Genomic DNA, 15767 nt, shown 5'->3' on the forward strand with positions numbered 1-15767 from the left:
GGCGAGCGAGCGGGCGAGGGGTTCATTTTATTGCGGTGCAAAGTTCCACCAGCGTTCCGTCCGGGCAGCGCACGTAGGAGACGGTCTGGCCCCAGGGTTTGATCAGCGGGGCGGCCACCTCGCTGGCCCCTGCGTTCAGGGCTTTGGCGTGGGCGGCGGGGACGTCGTCGGTGACGAGGCCGACTTCCATGCCCAGCGGTTTCACGCTGGTGTGGGCGCTGATGTGGCCGCCGTTGAAGTTCATGGCGGCCAGTTCGTCGGCGGCGAAAGCCAGGGCGGTTTCACCGGTTTCGAGTTCGCCGTAGGTGTTGGATTCGTGGAGGAATCGCGTGGTGAGGCCGAACGCGGTTTCGAAGAATTGCAATGAGGCGGGGACGTTGGCGACGTAGACGATCAGGTAGCCGAATTTCATGGGTGAACATTCCTTGTTTTGATAGGGCGGGGCTAATGTAGCAGAGTCGCAGCGCTTGCTCGCAATGGACTGGACAGTCGACATGGAGGTTGAATGTCAGGTCCTCATCGCGGGCAAGCCCGCTCCCACGGGGTTTTGTGATGCTTGTGATTCAACTGATCGACAGCAGCATCCTTTGCAGCATTTCATCGCAGCCGTTCAATTGCTCCAGGCTGACGAATTCGTCCGGTTTATGCCCCTGATCCATGCTGCCCGGCCCGCAGACCACGGTGGGTATTCCTGCGGCGTCAAATAGCCCGCCCTCGGTGCCGAAGGCTACGGTGCCGAACACTCGGGAACCGGAAAACCCGGCGATCAGCTCGGCGGCTTCGCTGTGGGCTTCGGTTGCCAGGCCGGGATACGCCGATAACTCGCTGAAGCGAATCTCGCTCTGTTCGCTCACGGCGCGCATGCGCGGCAATACCTGTTGCTCGGCGTAGGTCTTCAGTGCCTGCGCCACCTCGCTCGGATCGTGTGAGGGCAGGGCGCGGATTTCAAAATCGAAGCGGCAATCGGCGGGGACGATGTTCAAGGCCTTGCCGCCGGCAATGACGCCGGTTTGAACGGTACTGAACGGTGGGTCGAAGCGCGCGTCGTGATGCTCGGGGGCTTTGAGCCGGTGGCCGATGCGTCCCAGTTCACCGATCAGTTCGGCGGCGTATTCGATGGCATTGACCCCCTGCGGCGCATAGGCGGAATGGCAGGCCTGGCCGTGAATGTCGCAACGCATCGCCAGTTTGCCCTTGTGGCCAAGCACCGGTTTGAGTTCGGTGGGCTCGCCAATGATGCAGAGCATCGGTTTGATGGGGCGCTGTTCCAGGGCTTTGAGCAAGGACCGCACGCCGAGGCAGCCGACTTCTTCATCGTATGACAGGGCGATGTGCACCGGCCGCCGCAGGTTGGCCGTTACCAGCGCCGGAACCAGGGCCAGCACGCAGGCGATGTAGCCTTTCATGTCCGCCGTGCCGCGACCGTAGAGCTTGCCGTCGCGCTCGCTGAGTTCGAACGGCGCGACGGTCCACGGCTGGCCGTCCACGGGCACCACGTCGGTATGCCCCGACAGCACGATGCCCGGACGATCCGCCGGGCCGAGGGTCGCGAACAGATTGGCCTTGCTGCGCTGCTCGTTGTAGATCAGTTCGCAAGGCACATCGAAGCGCGCGAGGTAATCGCGGACAAACTCGATCAGCTGCAGGTTGGATTCGCGACTGGTGGTGTCGAAAGCCACCAGGGTTTTCAGCAAATCGCGGCTGCTGTTCATCGGTCGTCTCCGGCGACGCCGTAGCCGGGGGATTTGTCGGGAGCGAGGGCGCGGTCGATGTAGTCCTGAACCTGCGGGCGATAGGCGTCCCAGAGCTTTTCCAACTGACCGATCGGGTTTTCGTCGGCCCAATCGACCCGCAGGTTGATGATCGGCCAGGTCAGTTCACCCACCACGACCATCGCCGCCGAATGCACCGGCCCGGCTTCGCCGCCCGCGGCAATGGCCGCTTTCATCGCGGCGAGCAGGCGGTCGGCGAGTTGACCTTCGCCGTGCTCGAACGCCTGGACCATGGCCTCGATCACCGAACGATCGGCCAGCATGTTGCCCGCCGCCACGCATTGTTCGCCTGACACGGCATTGTGGTTGCCCAGGGTTTGCGCGCCACTGAAGTGCGCGGTGCGGCCGAGGTGGTCGATGGCGGTGACCTGCCGATACTGGCTGTAACCGTTGCGGGTTAGCACCTTGTCCAGCGCCTCGGCCGGCGCGAGGCCTTGCTCCATGAGGGCCAGGACTTCCGGGCCGAGGGACGGCAGGGTGATGTTTTGCGTGGACACCGCGCCGACACCGGGCAACAGCCAGGGGCAGCGGGCGCCGACGGCGATGCTCGAAGAACTGATCGCGATGCCGAATTGACCGGTTTCGGGGCAGCGTGCGGCGATGGAAAAGGTCATAGGTGTGCTCCTTGGTGAGGTGTCTGGGCGGGCCTCATCGCGGGCAAGCCCGCTCCCACAGATGATGTGTGGATGCGACGATCCCTGTGGGAGCTGGCTTGCCAGCGATGGCAGCCACTCGGTCTATTCGGGAATCACCGCAATCACATCAATCTCCATCAGCCACTGTGGCTGCCCCAGGGCCGACACCACCAGCCCGGTGGAAATCGGGAACACGCCTTTGAGCCATTTGCCCACTTCCTGGTAGACCGGTTCGCGGTAGCGTGGGTCGATCAGGTAGGTGGTGGTTTTCACGATGTGGCTCAGGTCGCTGCCGGCCTCTTCCAGCAACTGTTTGACGTTGCGCATGGCTTGCTCGGCTTGCGCACGCGGGTCACCCAGGCCCACCAGGTTGCCTTCGAAGTCAGTACCGACCTGGCCGCGCACATAGACGGTGTTGCCGGCCCGGACCGCTTGGCACAGGTCGTTGTCCAGGCTCTGGTTCGGGTAGGTTTGTTTGGTGTTGAACATGCGAATGCGGGTATGGGTTGGCGTGGACATTTGATGCTCCTGACAGAAAAAGGCTTAGGCACTGACCGTGGTTTCAAGGGCAACCGGGGCCGCTTCGGCCTGCCGTTGCGCCGCATCGTGGTAGTCGAGGTAGGAACGCTGGATGGCGATCTGGTCAGCCACGTATTTGGCGTCGTGCCAGACGCCCCAGATAAACGACGAACCCCGTCGCGACTGCCACGGCAGACCGAGGAAATACACCCCGGGCTCGCTCGATACGCCGCGCTGGTGCTGCGGCTTGCCGTTGGCGTCGAAGGCGTTGACCTTCAGCCAGCTGTAATCGGTGGCAAAACCGGTGGCCCAGATGATCGAGGTCACGCCGGCCTTGGCCAGGTCCAGCTGCAGGATCGGATGGGTCACGCACTCGGGATCGGGGAAAGTTATCCGCGCTTCCGGTTCTTGCGGCAGGTCCAGGCCGTTGCGCTCGATGTAGGCATCGGCGGCATCGAGCAGCGCCAGATAGTTCTCATCGCCCCGGGCCAGGTTCTCGGCCAGGTTCGGCTGGAAAGTCGCCACACTGCCATCGAACGACTGGGTCAGGCCGACCAGGGTCATGCCGCGATGGGCAAGCCCGCGAAAGTCCACGGTCCGCCCGCCATGGGCACCACTGACGGCAATGGTCACGTGTTCCCGACCGGGCTTCATCGCCGCTTGATCCCATTCGCCCAGCACCCCCAGCCACCAGCAGAAATCACGGTTGCGGTAGGCGCGGGGAGGGCGATCGTGGGCGCCTACCGAGAGGTAGACCTGCTTGCCCGCACGCTGCAACTCGTCGGCAATCTGCACTCCCGACGAGCCGGCGCCGACGACCAGAACGGCGCCTTCAGGCAATTGCCCAGGGTTGCGGTAATCAGCCGAGTGGATCTGTAGCAATGGCTGATCTTTCGGCGCGATCGGCGGGATGACCGGGTTTTGGAAAGGACCGGTGGCGGCGACCACGCGGGCGGCTTCGATCACGCCTTCGGAGGTTTCGATGGTGAACCCGGGGCGACCGACATTGCGCTCGACCTTCAACACATCGACGCCGGTGCGGATCGGGGCGTTGAATTTTTTCGCGTAGGCTTCGAAGTAATCGGCCACCCGCTCTTTTGGGGCAAAGCTGTCAGGGCTCAGGTCGTCGAACGCCAGGCCGGGAAAGCGGTCGTGCCAGGCCGGGCCATTGGCCACCAGCGAATCCCAGCGGCCGGTGCGCCAGCGTTCGGCGATACGGTTACGCTCCAGCACCAGATGCGGCACGCCCAGTTTGCTCAGGTGCTCGCTCATGGCCACACCCGCCTGACCGGCGCCCACAATCAGCGTATCTGTTTTTATTTTTACAGTGGTCATCTCAATACCCTTTGAAGTTGGATTCAAACCGCGTGTGGCCTGCCATCTCTTGGGGTCAAGACTAGGGATCACCCTGATATCGGTAAAATATTATTAAGCTGGCATTTGAGTATAAATAACTGATGCAGAGCCTTTGCCCCCCTGGCTTGGGGGCCCGGCGGAGAATTGAAAGGCGTCGACAACACAGCAGGCAGGTTGCGTTCTCGATATCAGCCGCTTAAACGATCTTCACCGAGCATTTCCTGAGTTTACCGGTACCGGGCTCAAGCCTCTGCGCAGGCACTTGGCCAAACCTCTTGAACACAGGCGAACTGCTGATCTCTGAGGCAATACAGGCGGAAGATTTCAGGATCGACCCCCTCGGAAATCCGGGACTGAGCGCGTTCACAGAAAAATATTTATTTTCCCTGACGCAAATCGATAGCTTGCCCTGTGAAGAAAGCCCGCAGTCCTGCGGGTTTTTTTCGTCTCAACGTTGCTCGTTGCCCCAGGGCGCTTCAGTTTTAGGGCCAGGACTCAACGTGAGTAAACCTTTCAGCCAATGGTCGGGGTTGGCCAAGCCACGTTTGGCAGTGTTTCGTATTCGGGCTTTGCGAACAGATAGCCTTGATAGAAGTTAATGCCCAGGGTCAGTAACTGCTGTAGTTCGGCATTGGTCTCTACGCCCTCTGCAATCACTTCAATGTTGAGCGCTTTGCATACACCGAGGATGCCTTGGACGATTGCCTGTCGCACCGGGTCAGTGCAGATGCTACGTACCAGGGCCATGTCCAGTTTGATGATGTCGGGTTGAAACTCTGCCAGCAAATTGAGCCCTGAGTACCCGGCACCGAAATCATCTATCGCCGTCTTGAAGCCTTTAAGACGATATTCTCGAATGATGCTTTTCAGATGTTCCTTGTCCACCAGTTCTTCGTTTTCGGTGATCTCGAAAATCAGTCTTTCTGTGGGAAAACCAAATCTGCGTGCAGCTTCAAGCGTCGCACGAATGCATGTGGCTGCTTGATACACCGCGTTGGGCAAGAAGTTGATGCTGACAAAACAGGGGATTTTCAGGCGTGAAGCAAGCTCGACAGCCTTGACGCGACATGCTTGGTCAAAGGCATAACGGTTCTGTTCGTTCACCTTTCCAAGAATGGCGGCGGCACCACTGCCATCGCAACCACGTACCAAAGCCTCGTAGGCAAAAATACTGTTGTCGCGCAGGTCTACGATTGGCTGGAACGCCATACTGAACTCAAAATCCAGTGCATCGCCTTCTCTACAGGCACTGCAAGGAGGGACTATGGGTGATTTCGTGTTCATTCGAGACCTTATTTTAATAATGATTAGTGTGTCGACCGAGCCAGGGTTTTGTACATGCCGCAAGGCTGACTCATCGTGCCAAAGTCGACGAGAAATTGCTGATTGCCTGTACGACTTGGCGAGCACTGTCCTGAATATCCAGTATCACTTGACCAGCCTCACCGGCTAATTTGACTCCTTGTTCCGCCTTGTCTTTACTCGCCTCCATCCTGGCCACCGCGCCCTTGGCCAATTCACGATTGTGCTGCACCACCTCGACAATCTTGAGGGTGGCCTGGCTTGTGCGCGAAGCCAGATTGCGCACTTCGTCAGCGACCACCGCAAAACCTCGACCCTGCTCTCCGGCACGAGCCGCTTCGATGGCGGCGTTTAGCGCTAGAAGATTTGTTTGTTCGGCGATACCACGGATGGTCTGCACGATGCTGCTGATGACTTCCGACTGTTGACTGACATCATTGATACCTTCGGCTGCGTGATTCAATTCGCCCGCCAGGCTTTGCATGACATCCACCGTCTCCTGCACCACTCGGGCACCTTCGTGTGCTGTATCGTCGGTTTTCAATGAAGTCTCATAGGCCATGCGTGCTGCTCGTGACTCAGCTTCCTGCTGGAGAACCTGAGCCGTGATATCGCTCGCAAACTTGACGACTTTATACAGGCTGCCGTTGGCGTCGAACACGGGGTTGTAAGTCGCACGTAACCAGACGGTGTGTCCCCGGTTGTCGAGGCGCTTGAAGTTGCCGGAGAAAAACTCGCCTTGATTCAGGCGCTCCCAGAACTGGCGATACTCATTGGATTCACTTTCGCTACGCTCACAGAACAGACGATGGTGCTTGCCAACAATCTCATCGAGACGGTAACCCATCACGGCAAGGAAGTTTTCGTTGGCGCTGATGACTTCTCCCAGCCGGTTGAACTCAATGGTTGCCATGGAACGGTTAATCGCCTTGATTTGGCTCTCCTGCTCTTGTTCCTTCTGCACCCGGGCAGTGACATCAGACGCAATCTTGACGACCTTGATCACCTGTCCAGAGGCGTCGCGAACAGGGTTATAACTGGCCTCCAGCCAGATCTCACGCCCCTGTTTGTCCAGGCGCAGGAAGCGGTCGTTTATGAACTCACCCTTACTCAGGCGTGACCAGAAATCTTGATAAGCGACGCTGTTGGCGCATTGTGGTGTACAGAACAAGCGGTGATGCCTGGAGTGAATTTCCTCAAGGCGATAGCCCATTATTCTCAGGAAATTGTTGTTCGCGCCGAGGACCGTGCCATCAGGCTGGAACTCAATCAGCGCCATGGAGCCACCTAATGCGGCGAGGGTGGCTTCGCAGTCAGCCAAGCGCTGCTGGCTGAGGGCCAGCTTTTTCTTGATTTGCGAGTTGAACATACGTACCTCAGTGGATATGGACTGCTTGGCACTTTCATCAAGCTAACGCAAAAGTTATACATTGCTGTAGTAATTGTACAAGAAAATTCGAGATTGAACACGAAGGATGGATGTTGATCGCGGGTCATGCATTAATCGGGTAGGGGGATCGAGCGTTGGCAATTGAGGGTTGGTTTGCGCAGCTGGGGCATAATCGACAGCGCACTCGATGCCTGAGCATTCTTGTGCGTAGGACGTTTTCTTGTATAGGTTTGTATCAAGCGGGCCCGGGAGCAGGCTGAGGATGGACGCTGTTCTTTCTGTGAGAGTGCCGCCCCTTCGAGTCGGGGCGGCTGTCTAATCATTGGGTATCGCTTGACGATCAATTTCCTCGGTAGGTGGAGAAGCCATAAGGGCTGAGAAGCAACGGGATGTGGTAGTGAGGAACGGTACCGTCCACTTCAAAAATGACGGGTACCTCCGGAAAGAAGCTGGACGTTTTGTGCGCTTTGAACCACTCACCGGTCTTGAAGGTGACACGGTAGGTACCTTTTTCCAGACCCCGACCTTCCGGATACAGCCCGGTGATACGACCTTGCTCGTTGGTTGCCGCGCTGTTGAGCATGTCCCAGTTTTTTCCATCCTGTTTTTCCAGCGTGACATTCACGCCAGGGGAGGGCAGGCCATCCTGCAAGTTGAGTACATGCACGCTCAATGGATTTGCCGCTGCTGATGCAAGGGCTGAAAGGGCACTCAATACAGCGCCAGCGAAGAAGCTTTTCAATACAGTCATGGGGATGTCCTTAGTTTTTAACGGCGGGTAAAACTTTGTTAATAGCAACCTCTGCACAACCTTCATCGTTTGCAGCCCCGCCCGCACCGGCCACGCCGATGGCGCCGATGACCTGACCCTCAAATTTCAATGGCACGCCTCCACCGAGCAGTAACAACTCATCAAGGGTGTTGAGGTTTTCAGCATCCGGATTCGCGCGAGCGCGTTCAGCCAGCAACCGCGTCGAAGTCTTGGTCGACAGGGCGGTATAGGCTTTGCGTTGCGCGGCTAACGTGTTGTGCGGGCCGACATTGTCATCGCGTTGCACGGCAACCAGATTGCCGCCACGGTCGACCACTGCGGCAACGGCTGTGCGGCCATCGGCGTGACAGGCCGTCAGCGCGGCATTTAGCAAATCGTTGGCCATTGCCAGTGACACGTCCTTGCGCTGCACAACTTGATCCGGGGCTGCAACGGCGAATGCAGAGCTCATGGCGAGTGTGATGAGCAATGAAGTCGATAGGCTTGTACGCATGCTGTTTCCTTGGGTTGAGTCTGTCTGAGTCATTGCCAGACATCATGACCAGCGCACCCCGTCAGAATGATTGCCTGCGCATTACCAAGATGTAATGTGAGAAATCAGCGAAGCGGGCTAGCCTGTGCTCCAGTCCTGGAGGAAAAAATGCGTATCCTGGTGGTTGAAGATGAAACGAAAATGGCGGATTACCTGCGCAAAGCCCTGACTGAATCGGGCTATGTGGTAGAGATCGCCCTTGACGGGCTGGATGGCCAGCATTTGGCACAGGAGAGTGAGTTCGATCTGATCATTCTGGATGTCATGCTGCCGGGGTTGGATGGCTGGCAATTGCTGCAAATCATCCGGCGTAAGTGGCAGACCCCGGTACTGTTTCTCACCGCACGTGATTCGGTGGATGATCGGGTCAAAGGGCTGGAGTTGGGGGCCGATGATTATCTGGTCAAACCCTTTTCCTATGCCGAGCTGTTGGCACGCGTACGCACTTTGCTACGCCGTGGCCCGCCTCGCGAGGTTGAGCATTTTGTGGCTGGCGACCTGAGCCTGGACTTGTTGCGACGCAAGGTCACGCGCAATGGAGAACGCCTCACCCTGACCAACAAGGAGTTCGCCCTGCTGCATCTGCTGCTCAGTCGTGAAGGGGAGGTGTTATCGCGTTCGCTGATTGCCTCACAGATCTGGCAGATGAACTTCGACAGTGACACCAATGTGGTTGATGTCGCCATCCGTCGGCTGCGGGCCAAGGTTGACGATCCTTACGCGGTGAAGTTGATACACACGGTGCGCGGCATCGGTTACATGCTTGAGGTGCAATCCTGAAACTGTTTCCGCGCACCCTGAGCCTGCGCCTGGCGATCATGTTCGCCCTGGTCAGCACGCTGTTACTGGGCTCCATTGGTTTTTATCTTTATCAATCGTTGCAGCGAGAGATTGCCTGGCGCGATGATCAGGCCCTGCTGGGGCGCCTGGAGCGAATGCAAGCCTTGATCAGCGATAGCGACAGCATCGAGCAACTGCGAGGTCGGCCCAAGCTCTACGAAAACATGTTGGGCAATCGCGACAGTCTGCTATGGATCGTCGATGACACTGGCAAGGTGTTAATCGAAATCAATCCAGTGCGAATGACGTTGCCGAAGTTACCCGCTGCACCCCACGCTCGCCTCGTTGACGATCACTCCTCCGAGCCAGTGCGACTTGCCTGGCAGGATGTCATACAGGGTGATCGCGGTTTGACCCTGATTGCTGGCAAGTTGCTGGGGGAGCGCGACCAGATGCTGGGGGCTTACCGGCTCAAGCTCTGGCTGGCCATGTCAGTCGGTGCGCTTCTGGCTTTTGCACTCGGCTGGTGGGTCAGTCAACGAGGCTTGCACCCTGTGCGCCTGCTGGCCAAGCGCGCAGCCGGAATCGATGTGCAGCATCTGCATCTGCGGCTGGATCAGTTCAACGAACTGAATGAGCTCAAGCTGCTCTGTAGCGCCCTCAACCAGATGCTTGCACGCCTTGAGGACGGATTCGCCCAGCTTTCACGCTTCTCGGAAGATCTCGCCCATGAGATGCGAACCCCGCTTGGCAACCTGATGGGACATACCCAGCAAGCCCTGAGGCGCAGTCGCTCTATTGAGGACTATCAGAACCTGCTGGTTTCCAATCAGGAAGAGTATGAAAGGCTGGCCCGAATGATCGACAGCATGCTGTTTCTCGCTCGCACCGAGCAGCCAAACGCTTGCGTAAAATTCGAGCAAATCAACCTGCACGATCTGATCGAGCAGCTATGTGAGTATTTCGAAGGCGTGGCGCAGGAGCGAGATGTGCAACTGATCAACCAGACTCAGGATCAGTTGCGGGGTGATCCAGGCTTGATCCGTCGAGCATTGGCTAACTTGCTGGCCAATGCGCTGCGCTACGCAACGCCCGCCTCGGCAGTGACGGTCAGCAGCGAGGTTTCGCAGGACACGCTCGAAATCACAGTGCACAACCACGGCGAGCCGATTGCAGCAGAGCATCTGCCGCGATTGTTTGAGCGCTTTTACCGGTGTGACCCCTCACGCAATCAACCCGACGATTCCGGGGGGCTGGGATTGGCCATTGTTCGCTCAATCATGCAACTGCATGGCGGTCGCGTATCCGTTGATAGCACTGAAGCAGGTACGAGCTTTCACTTGGAGTTTCCCCTTGGAAACGCTTGAATATGAGTAGCGAAAGTCCAACCACGAAAGCCGAGCGTCTTCGCATTCCGGGGACGATCTGGGCGTTGGGCTTTGTCAGCCTGTTCATGGATCTGTCTTCTGAGCTGGTACACAGCTTGCTACCTGTATTTTTGGTGACGACATTGGGTGCGAGTGCATTGACCGTCGGGGTCATCGAGGGGATTGCCGAGTCGACCGCAATGCTCGTCAAAATATTCTCGGGTGCTATCAGCGACTTTATAGGGCGGCGCAAAGGATTGCTGTTACTCCAGAAACAATAATTGTTCAGGCAGGGTGCCGAAGAATGGCGATCGGATTGAGCAACTCACCGGTTGCACAGAGCGCTTTGGCCACGGGTGGTTTTGGTATGGCGAGCTAACAGGACTTTGCCATCCCAATCCCCGTCTGCCGTACCTGGAGGGCGAGGCACAAGTCGTGCATCGCCAAAAGCAACAGCCAGCGTGCTTCGTGGCGCATTCACATCAGGCTGTGTAGACGTCAAGGTAATGAGGGACATGGGGTGATAAATGCGTTCCTCGACAACCGAGCCCATCCACAGCGATGAAGTCCGTTCGTTTGTAAGCTCCAATTCGACGACCCATACGCGAAGTACGAGACGCGAACGGCTCAAAGCTTCATCACTATTCGCTCGAACGAGGGTGAGACAAGGGAGGCGACCGCCAGCGAAAAATGGAATGACCGGGAGAGCTGCCGGGCCAGTCTGGAAGTTAAACCAATTCAGTGCGTTCATTGGTGTCCAGTCTGCCGAGTCGTTCCAACCTTGTTTTTGCAGGATATCTTGCAAGTCGTTCAGATCACCGGCCCACTGGAACGACATGGGCTCATTTGTGTCGCCCGTGAGGTCAATACGTCGTACCGGCACTTGCTGCCAGCCCGACGCCCACCAATCGGTGGCGGTCATGCCTGGAGTCGTTGCTTTCACAGCATAGCGGTCGATATCGGTGGCATGGCTGCGATAGATATTGAGTCCCCCCACAAGTATCAGTGCTGAACATCCGGCGGCGAGTAGGCCCTTTGGTCCAACGTGTCCAGCCTGGCGTCGTAGGTAGGACAGTCCGAGCAGCGCCAGCCAGGCCGACCCGAATGCCAATCCCCCGATAACGTCGGAAAACCAATGCGCACCGAGGTAGAGGCGCGAGGAGGCGATCAGAAATATCAGGATTGCTGCGCCGAGAGCGACCACGAGGCGCCAGGCCGGGTGCAAATCACGCGCGATGAGAAAGGCGAGGAAACCGTAGAGCACGACGTTGACCGTGCTATGGCCGCTAGGGAAGGAAAATGCACTCCAGCCGGAGTAGAGAAGCTCGCCGGGGCGAACTCGATGCAGCGCCACTTTGATGACCGAGTTGAGTGCTGAAGCGCCGGCAATCGCAATCAGCCAATAGGCCGCTGTACGCCAGGCGCGTTTCCAGATGAGCCATGACAAGACAGCCAGCGTTACCGCAGCCACGACTGTAGTGTCGCCGAGCTCTGTAATGGCGATCATCACCGCATCGCCTGGCACTGTTCGAAGATCCTGGAGCACGTGGTATATCGCACTGTCGACGAGCAGCAACGGTTCGCCGGTGATGACATCTTCAAGGATGCCAAAGAAGAGCCAGGCTGCACCGACGAGAAGCACGGCTGACACTGCGAGAGTTCGTGCTTCGGGCCGCGAAGGATCGAGTAAATGGCTGAGACGGCGGCTCAACCAGGTGTCGTGAGCCCCGACCCGGCACTGCAGGCGGCCCAATGCGTCGATGACGTCGGGGATGCCGCGACGCAACGTCCAGCGCACGATGTACAGGAGTGCCCAGCCCACAGCGAGTAGCACGACCAGCAGGATCGCCAGCGGCTTGGCAGCCGCTCCAAGAATGCTGAATGTTGCGCCAACGAGTACACCGGACAGGATATGCGACGAAGCCCAAGCGAGCGCCGAGACAATATTGACGGCATAGAATCGACTGGCCGTCATCCCCAACATGCCGGCGAGGAGGGGGATGACGGCGCGGACACCCGGTACGAAGCGCGCGAAAAACACACTCTTGGCGCCGTGACGCTCAAAGAAGGCCTCGCTTCTCTGAATCAGTTCAGGGTGGCGGCTCAGAGGCCAGAAACCAAGAATTTCGCGGTTGTATCGATGCCCGAGCCAGAACGAAAGACCATCACCCGCGATGGCACCTGCCGTGGCGGCGACCAACAACGGCCAGAGCAGTAATACGCCGCTCGGTACCAAGGCACTGAGCGTGAGAATCACGGCAGTGCCGGGAATGACAGCGCCGATAATCGGGATCGACTCGGAAAGCGCCAGAAGAAACACCGCCAGGTAGGCAACATGTGGATTTGCCGTGAGGAACTCGATGATTGATGAGACCATGTACGTCATCATTCGCGGGCAACCTATGCAATGTCGGCCCTAAGGCGATCAAGGCGCGTGTCTTCCCGTCAGGGCGACTTCCGCGTGTTTGAACTCAACACATCCTTGGGCTGGTTTCTCGTGGTATTTGACGTTGCCAAACAGTTGATAATGGTCGGGAAACACTCCTCCCGGCAACATACGCAGCACCGCCGAGATGAAAGTAAGGATCGATATATGCTTTTGAGCAAGCGCGAACAGGCACAACTTGAGCGTCGCCTGATTACCGCCCTTACCGAGGCCTGCGAGACGGCCAAAGCGGAGATTGTGGGTTTCTCCTGGTTGACCCACGAGGTGGATTACGCGCTGTTCCCATCCAGCCTGATAGTTGTTTGGGTTTTCGACACCCTCGCCAGCAGGAATCAAGCGCTTGCCTGTGGACAGGACAAACGTATGCTTGAGCTGACCACTCAGGCGCTACTCGCAGCGGGTATTCAAATCAGCCAAGTGATGGCTCACCTGCACTTCGACAGTGAAGAGCAATGTCGGCGGATGAACGCGGGTGACTGGCAGCAGCGCTTGGCGCGTAAACGCTTTATGAAGAGTTGAAGCATGGCCAAGGATATCGAAAACCCCTGTATTTCTGTTTGCCAACTGAACAGCGAGCTTTGCCTGAGCTGCGGTCGCACCAAGGAGGACATCAAAAAATGGAAGCGCATGAAGCGCCCGGAAAAGATGGCTGCTGTGCAGCGTGCGACGCTGCGTCTGAAAAGCCTGCAAAAAAAGAACGCTTGAATCTTTATACGCATCAATACCGAGCAACACCGATTGGGCTTGTTGTCGGAAAGTCAGCGTCCGGCGAAGACACCTGCCCTGATGCCACATTCAGGGCATTGGCGTGCTCTGCGGCATTAGCTCAACACTATTCCTGACGCTGAAACCGGGCAACGGGGAGCCCGGGCGGGTATCTTCAGGCTGCATCCGGGGCATTGTGGAGAGGCGCCCAACCACGGTTGGGCGCCATTTGACTCAGCCAGTGTGGTGGCTTTCGGCAAGGCCGTAGACGGATGTGTCGATGCCTTCGAAGCGCGCTTTTAACTGCAGTGCCAGATACAGCGAATAATGCCGTGACTGGTGCAGGTTGCCACCGTGGAACCAGAGGTTTTGCTGCTGTGTTGGCTTCCACATGTTGCGCAGTTCGCCCTCGTACGGGCCAGGATCATTCGTGGTTCCAGAACCCAGGCCCCAGCAGCGGCCGACCTTGTCAGCGACTTCCTGGGAAATCAGCTTCGCCGCCCAACCGTTCATTGAGCCATAGCCCGTGGCGTAGACGATCAGATCCGCCGGTAATCGGCTGCCATCGTTGAGTACGACGGCATCTGCTTCGATGCGTTCTACACCCAGGCCGGGCGCGCTCTTGAGCTTGATCGTGCCATTAGCGATCAGTTCGGAGGCGCCGACGTCGATGTAGTAACCAGAACCACGGCGTACGTACTTCATGAAAAGGCCAGACTCGTCGTCACCGAAATCGAGCATGAAGCCGGCCTTGGTCAAGCGCTCGTAGAACTCCTTGTCACGCTCCTTGATCGCGTCAAAGATGGGTCGATGAAAGTCTGGCATGACCTTGTAGGGGATCGAGGCGAACAGCATGTCGGCCTTGTCCGTGGTCAACCCCGTCTCCAGGGCGTCTTCAGAGTAGAGCCCGCCGAAGACGAGATCCATTAAGCTGTCGGAACGCACGATGTGGGTGCTGGAGCGTTGCACCATGGTCACCTCGGCACCGTTCTCCACCAGGTCGGCGCAGATATCGTGAGCCGAATTGTTCGCACCGATGACCACCGCACGCTTGCCGCTCCAGGCATCTCCGCCGGGATGGCGGCTGGAATGATGCTGTTGTCCATTGAACACCTCGGCACCCGGATAACGGGGAACATTGGGTACGCCAGACATGCCGGTGGCGAGGATCAACTGGGTAGGTTGTAACGTCACACGCTTGCCATCGCGCTGCACTTCAACCTTCCAGGCGCCACTTTGCTCGTCAAAACTGGCGCTCAGGCATTCCGTACGCGGCCAATAATTGAGCTCCATCACTTTGGTGTACATTTCCAGCCAGTCGCCAATCTGGTCTTTTGGGGTAAACACTGGCCAGTGATCGGGGAAGGGCAGGTAAGGCATGTGGTCGTACCAGACAGGGTCGTGCAGGCACAGCGACTTGTAGCGGCCACGCCACTGATCGCCAGGGCGCTCGGCCTTGTCGACGATGAGGGTGGGTACGCCCATTCGCTTGAGCCGCGCAGCGAGCCCCAGCCCACCCTGGCCGCCGCCCACGATCAGGCAGTAAGGTTGTGCGGTGAAGCCGAGCGAAGCTTCTTCATCACGACGGCGTTCCAGCCAGTTGCGTTTGTCGGCATGGGTGTGACCATGATTGGCACCCATTGGACGACGGCGGCCGCTGGGCTCTTCAAAGCCTTTGAGTTCACGCATGGCCGTCAGCAGCGTCCAGCACAGTCCCTCCTTTAGACGCACGTAGCCTTTACCTCGCGCCGTATCGGTTTCCAGGCTGATCCAGCCTTCGAGCACGCCGTTACTCAGCGTCGCCTCACCTTCCAGCTTCCATCGCTCAGGACGCGTCTGGTCGAGGCGTGTTTCGAGCATGTCCCGGATGGCAGGCTTGCCTTCCAGGGTCACCAGATTCCAGCTGAAAAGTAGCAGGTCACGCCAGTGACACTCTTCGCCAAACAGTTCCAGTGCGCCATCCAAATCACGTTGGGCGAGACGCTCGCCGAGGTGTTCGACCCAAGCCGCGAGCTGAGCAGTCGGCGTTTGCAGAGGTGTTTCGACAGCGATGTTCATGGGGTGTCTCCCGATCTTGTTGTTTTTGTACAACTTGCCCCACAGCAAGGCTCGGGCCACCTTCGTTAAAGCACCATTGCAGAGCCGCTGCAGCCATATTGCCCAGGCTTGGATCCGGAGATCTGTCACGATT

General features: G+C 58.0%; 15 protein-coding genes and 2 pseudogenes. 5 read left to right on the plus strand and 12 right to left on the minus strand.

Annotated features, from left to right (window positions below; all coding sequences use genetic code 11):
• Positions 1 to 22: 22 nt before the first annotated feature.
• From GQ39_RS05670 to GQ39_RS05710, 10 genes and pseudogenes are all read right to left on the minus strand, one after another.
• The gene (locus GQ39_RS05670) at positions 23 to 412 is read right to left on the minus strand and encodes a VOC family protein (protein ID WP_047528027.1); all 390 of its coding nucleotides are present in this window, start codon (positions 410 to 412) and stop codon (positions 23 to 25) included.
• Positions 413 to 563: 151 nt separating this feature from the next.
• Entirely contained in the window at positions 564 to 1712 is a 1149-nt protein-coding gene (gene argE, locus GQ39_RS05675) for an acetylornithine deacetylase (protein ID WP_047528029.1), read from the minus strand.
• Positions 1709 to 2386, minus strand: coding sequence for a DUF1028 domain-containing protein (locus GQ39_RS05680; protein ID WP_047528031.1), 678 nt, complete (start codon positions 2384 to 2386; stop codon positions 1709 to 1711). The genes argE and GQ39_RS05680 overlap by 4 nt, the downstream gene beginning before the upstream one ends.
• A gap of 123 nt (positions 2387 to 2509) precedes the next feature.
• The gene (locus GQ39_RS05685) at positions 2510 to 2926 is read right to left on the minus strand and encodes a RidA family protein (RefSeq protein WP_047528033.1); all 417 of its coding nucleotides are present in this window, start codon (positions 2924 to 2926) and stop codon (positions 2510 to 2512) included.
• Positions 2927 to 2950: 24 nt separating this feature from the next.
• Entirely contained in the window at positions 2951 to 4261 is a 1311-nt protein-coding gene (locus GQ39_RS05690) for a flavin-containing monooxygenase (RefSeq protein ID WP_047528034.1), read from the minus strand.
• A 534-nt stretch (positions 4262 to 4795) separates the two neighbouring features.
• Positions 4796 to 5566, minus strand: a complete 771-nt coding sequence (locus GQ39_RS05695; RefSeq protein ID WP_047528036.1) for an EAL domain-containing protein — start codon at positions 5564 to 5566, stop codon at positions 4796 to 4798.
• 70 nt (positions 5567 to 5636) lie between these two features.
• Positions 5637 to 6146, minus strand: a complete 510-nt coding sequence (locus GQ39_RS33695; RefSeq protein ID WP_269082068.1) for a methyl-accepting chemotaxis protein — start codon at positions 6144 to 6146, stop codon at positions 5637 to 5639.
• 33 nt (positions 6147 to 6179) lie between these two features.
• A pseudogene (locus GQ39_RS33700) lies at positions 6180 to 6953 on the minus strand (PAS domain-containing protein); the annotation flags it as partial.
• A gap of 361 nt (positions 6954 to 7314) precedes the next feature.
• Positions 7315 to 7725 carry a hydroxyisourate hydrolase gene (gene uraH / locus GQ39_RS05705; protein WP_047528039.1) on the minus strand — a complete coding sequence of 137 codons (411 nt, stop codon included), beginning with the start codon at positions 7723 to 7725 and terminating at the stop codon, positions 7315 to 7317.
• Positions 7726 to 7735: 10 nt separating this feature from the next.
• Positions 7736 to 8239: a GlcG/HbpS family heme-binding protein gene (locus tag GQ39_RS05710; RefSeq protein WP_047528041.1), complete on the minus strand. Its 504-nt coding sequence runs from the start codon at positions 8237 to 8239 to the stop codon at positions 7736 to 7738.
• Between the two features lie 147 nt (positions 8240 to 8386).
• Here GQ39_RS05710 and GQ39_RS05715 point away from each other — a divergent pair, with 147 nt between their 5' ends.
• The 3 genes and pseudogenes from GQ39_RS05715 to GQ39_RS05725 form a co-directional block, all read left to right on the plus strand.
• Entirely contained in the window at positions 8387 to 9058 is a 672-nt protein-coding gene (locus GQ39_RS05715) for a heavy metal response regulator transcription factor (protein ID WP_047528043.1), read from the plus strand.
• Entirely contained in the window at positions 9055 to 10425 is a 1371-nt protein-coding gene (locus GQ39_RS05720; protein ID WP_047528044.1) for a heavy metal sensor histidine kinase, read from the plus strand. The genes GQ39_RS05715 and GQ39_RS05720 overlap by 4 nt, the downstream gene beginning before the upstream one ends.
• A 2-nt stretch (positions 10426 to 10427) precedes the next feature.
• A pseudogene (locus GQ39_RS05725) lies at positions 10428 to 10694 on the plus strand (MFS transporter); the annotation flags it as partial.
• 56 nt (positions 10695 to 10750) lie between these two features.
• Here GQ39_RS05725 and GQ39_RS05730 read toward each other — a convergent pair.
• Positions 10751 to 12802, minus strand: coding sequence for a bifunctional DedA family/phosphatase PAP2 family protein (locus tag GQ39_RS05730; protein WP_236693080.1), 2052 nt, complete (start codon positions 12800 to 12802; stop codon positions 10751 to 10753).
• Between the two features lie 216 nt (positions 12803 to 13018).
• On the opposite strand from GQ39_RS05730, the gene GQ39_RS05735 reads away from it, so the two are divergent.
• On the plus strand, positions 13019 to 13390 hold the full coding sequence (locus tag GQ39_RS05735; RefSeq protein WP_047538475.1) for a hypothetical protein: 372 nt from the start codon (positions 13019 to 13021) through the stop codon (positions 13388 to 13390).
• Between the two features lie 3 nt (positions 13391 to 13393).
• The gene (locus tag GQ39_RS05740) at positions 13394 to 13576 is read left to right on the plus strand and encodes a DUF1289 domain-containing protein (protein WP_047528048.1); all 183 of its coding nucleotides are present in this window, start codon (positions 13394 to 13396) and stop codon (positions 13574 to 13576) included.
• 234 nt (positions 13577 to 13810) lie between these two features.
• On the opposite strand, the gene GQ39_RS05745 is transcribed toward GQ39_RS05740, so the two are convergent.
• Complete coding sequence (locus tag GQ39_RS05745; RefSeq protein ID WP_047528050.1) at positions 13811 to 15634, minus strand: NAD(P)/FAD-dependent oxidoreductase; 1824 nt, start codon at positions 15632 to 15634, stop codon at positions 13811 to 13813.
• Between the last annotated feature and the right edge of the window lie 133 nt (positions 15635 to 15767).

The organism is Pseudomonas sp. 11/12A, from assembly GCF_000800055.1.
GTDB lineage: Bacteria > Pseudomonadota > Gammaproteobacteria > Pseudomonadales > Pseudomonadaceae > Aquipseudomonas > Aquipseudomonas mohnii.

What these genes read in the sequence shown, in the direction of transcription:
- GQ39_RS05670 (WP_047528027.1), bottom strand. Translation starts at nt 412, where the DNA reads ATGAAATTCGGCTACCTGATCGTCTACGTCGCCAACGTCCCCGCCTCA.
- argE (WP_047528029.1), bottom strand. Translation starts at nt 1,712, where the DNA reads ATGAACAGCAGCCGCGATTTGCTGAAAACCCTGGTGGCTTTCGACACC.
- GQ39_RS05680 (WP_047528031.1), bottom strand. Translation starts at nt 2,386, where the DNA reads ATGACCTTTTCCATCGCCGCACGCTGCCCCGAAACCGGTCAATTCGGC.
- GQ39_RS05685 (WP_047528033.1), bottom strand. Translation starts at nt 2,926, where the DNA reads ATGTCCACGCCAACCCATACCCGCATTCGCATGTTCAACACCAAACAA.
- GQ39_RS05690 (WP_047528034.1), bottom strand. Translation starts at nt 4,261, where the DNA reads ATGACCACTGTAAAAATAAAAACAGATACGCTGATTGTGGGCGCCGGT.
- GQ39_RS05695 (WP_047528036.1), bottom strand. Translation starts at nt 5,566, where the DNA reads ATGAACACGAAATCACCCATAGTCCCTCCTTGCAGTGCCTGTAGAGAA.
- GQ39_RS33695 (WP_269082068.1), bottom strand. Translation starts at nt 6,146, where the DNA reads ATGGCCTATGAGACTTCATTGAAAACCGACGATACAGCACACGAAGGT.
- uraH (WP_047528039.1), bottom strand. Translation starts at nt 7,725, where the DNA reads ATGACTGTATTGAAAAGCTTCTTCGCTGGCGCTGTATTGAGTGCCCTT.
- GQ39_RS05710 (WP_047528041.1), bottom strand. Translation starts at nt 8,239, where the DNA reads ATGCGTACAAGCCTATCGACTTCATTGCTCATCACACTCGCCATGAGC.
- GQ39_RS05715 (WP_047528043.1), top strand. Translation starts at nt 8,387, where the DNA reads ATGCGTATCCTGGTGGTTGAAGATGAAACGAAAATGGCGGATTACCTG.
- GQ39_RS05730 (WP_236693080.1), bottom strand. Translation starts at nt 12,802, where the DNA reads ATGGTCTCATCAATCATCGAGTTCCTCACGGCAAATCCACATGTTGCC.
- GQ39_RS05735 (WP_047538475.1), top strand. Translation starts at nt 13,019, where the DNA reads ATGCTTTTGAGCAAGCGCGAACAGGCACAACTTGAGCGTCGCCTGATT.
- GQ39_RS05740 (WP_047528048.1), top strand. Translation starts at nt 13,394, where the DNA reads ATGGCCAAGGATATCGAAAACCCCTGTATTTCTGTTTGCCAACTGAAC.
- GQ39_RS05745 (WP_047528050.1), bottom strand. Translation starts at nt 15,634, where the DNA reads ATGAACATCGCTGTCGAAACACCTCTGCAAACGCCGACTGCTCAGCTC.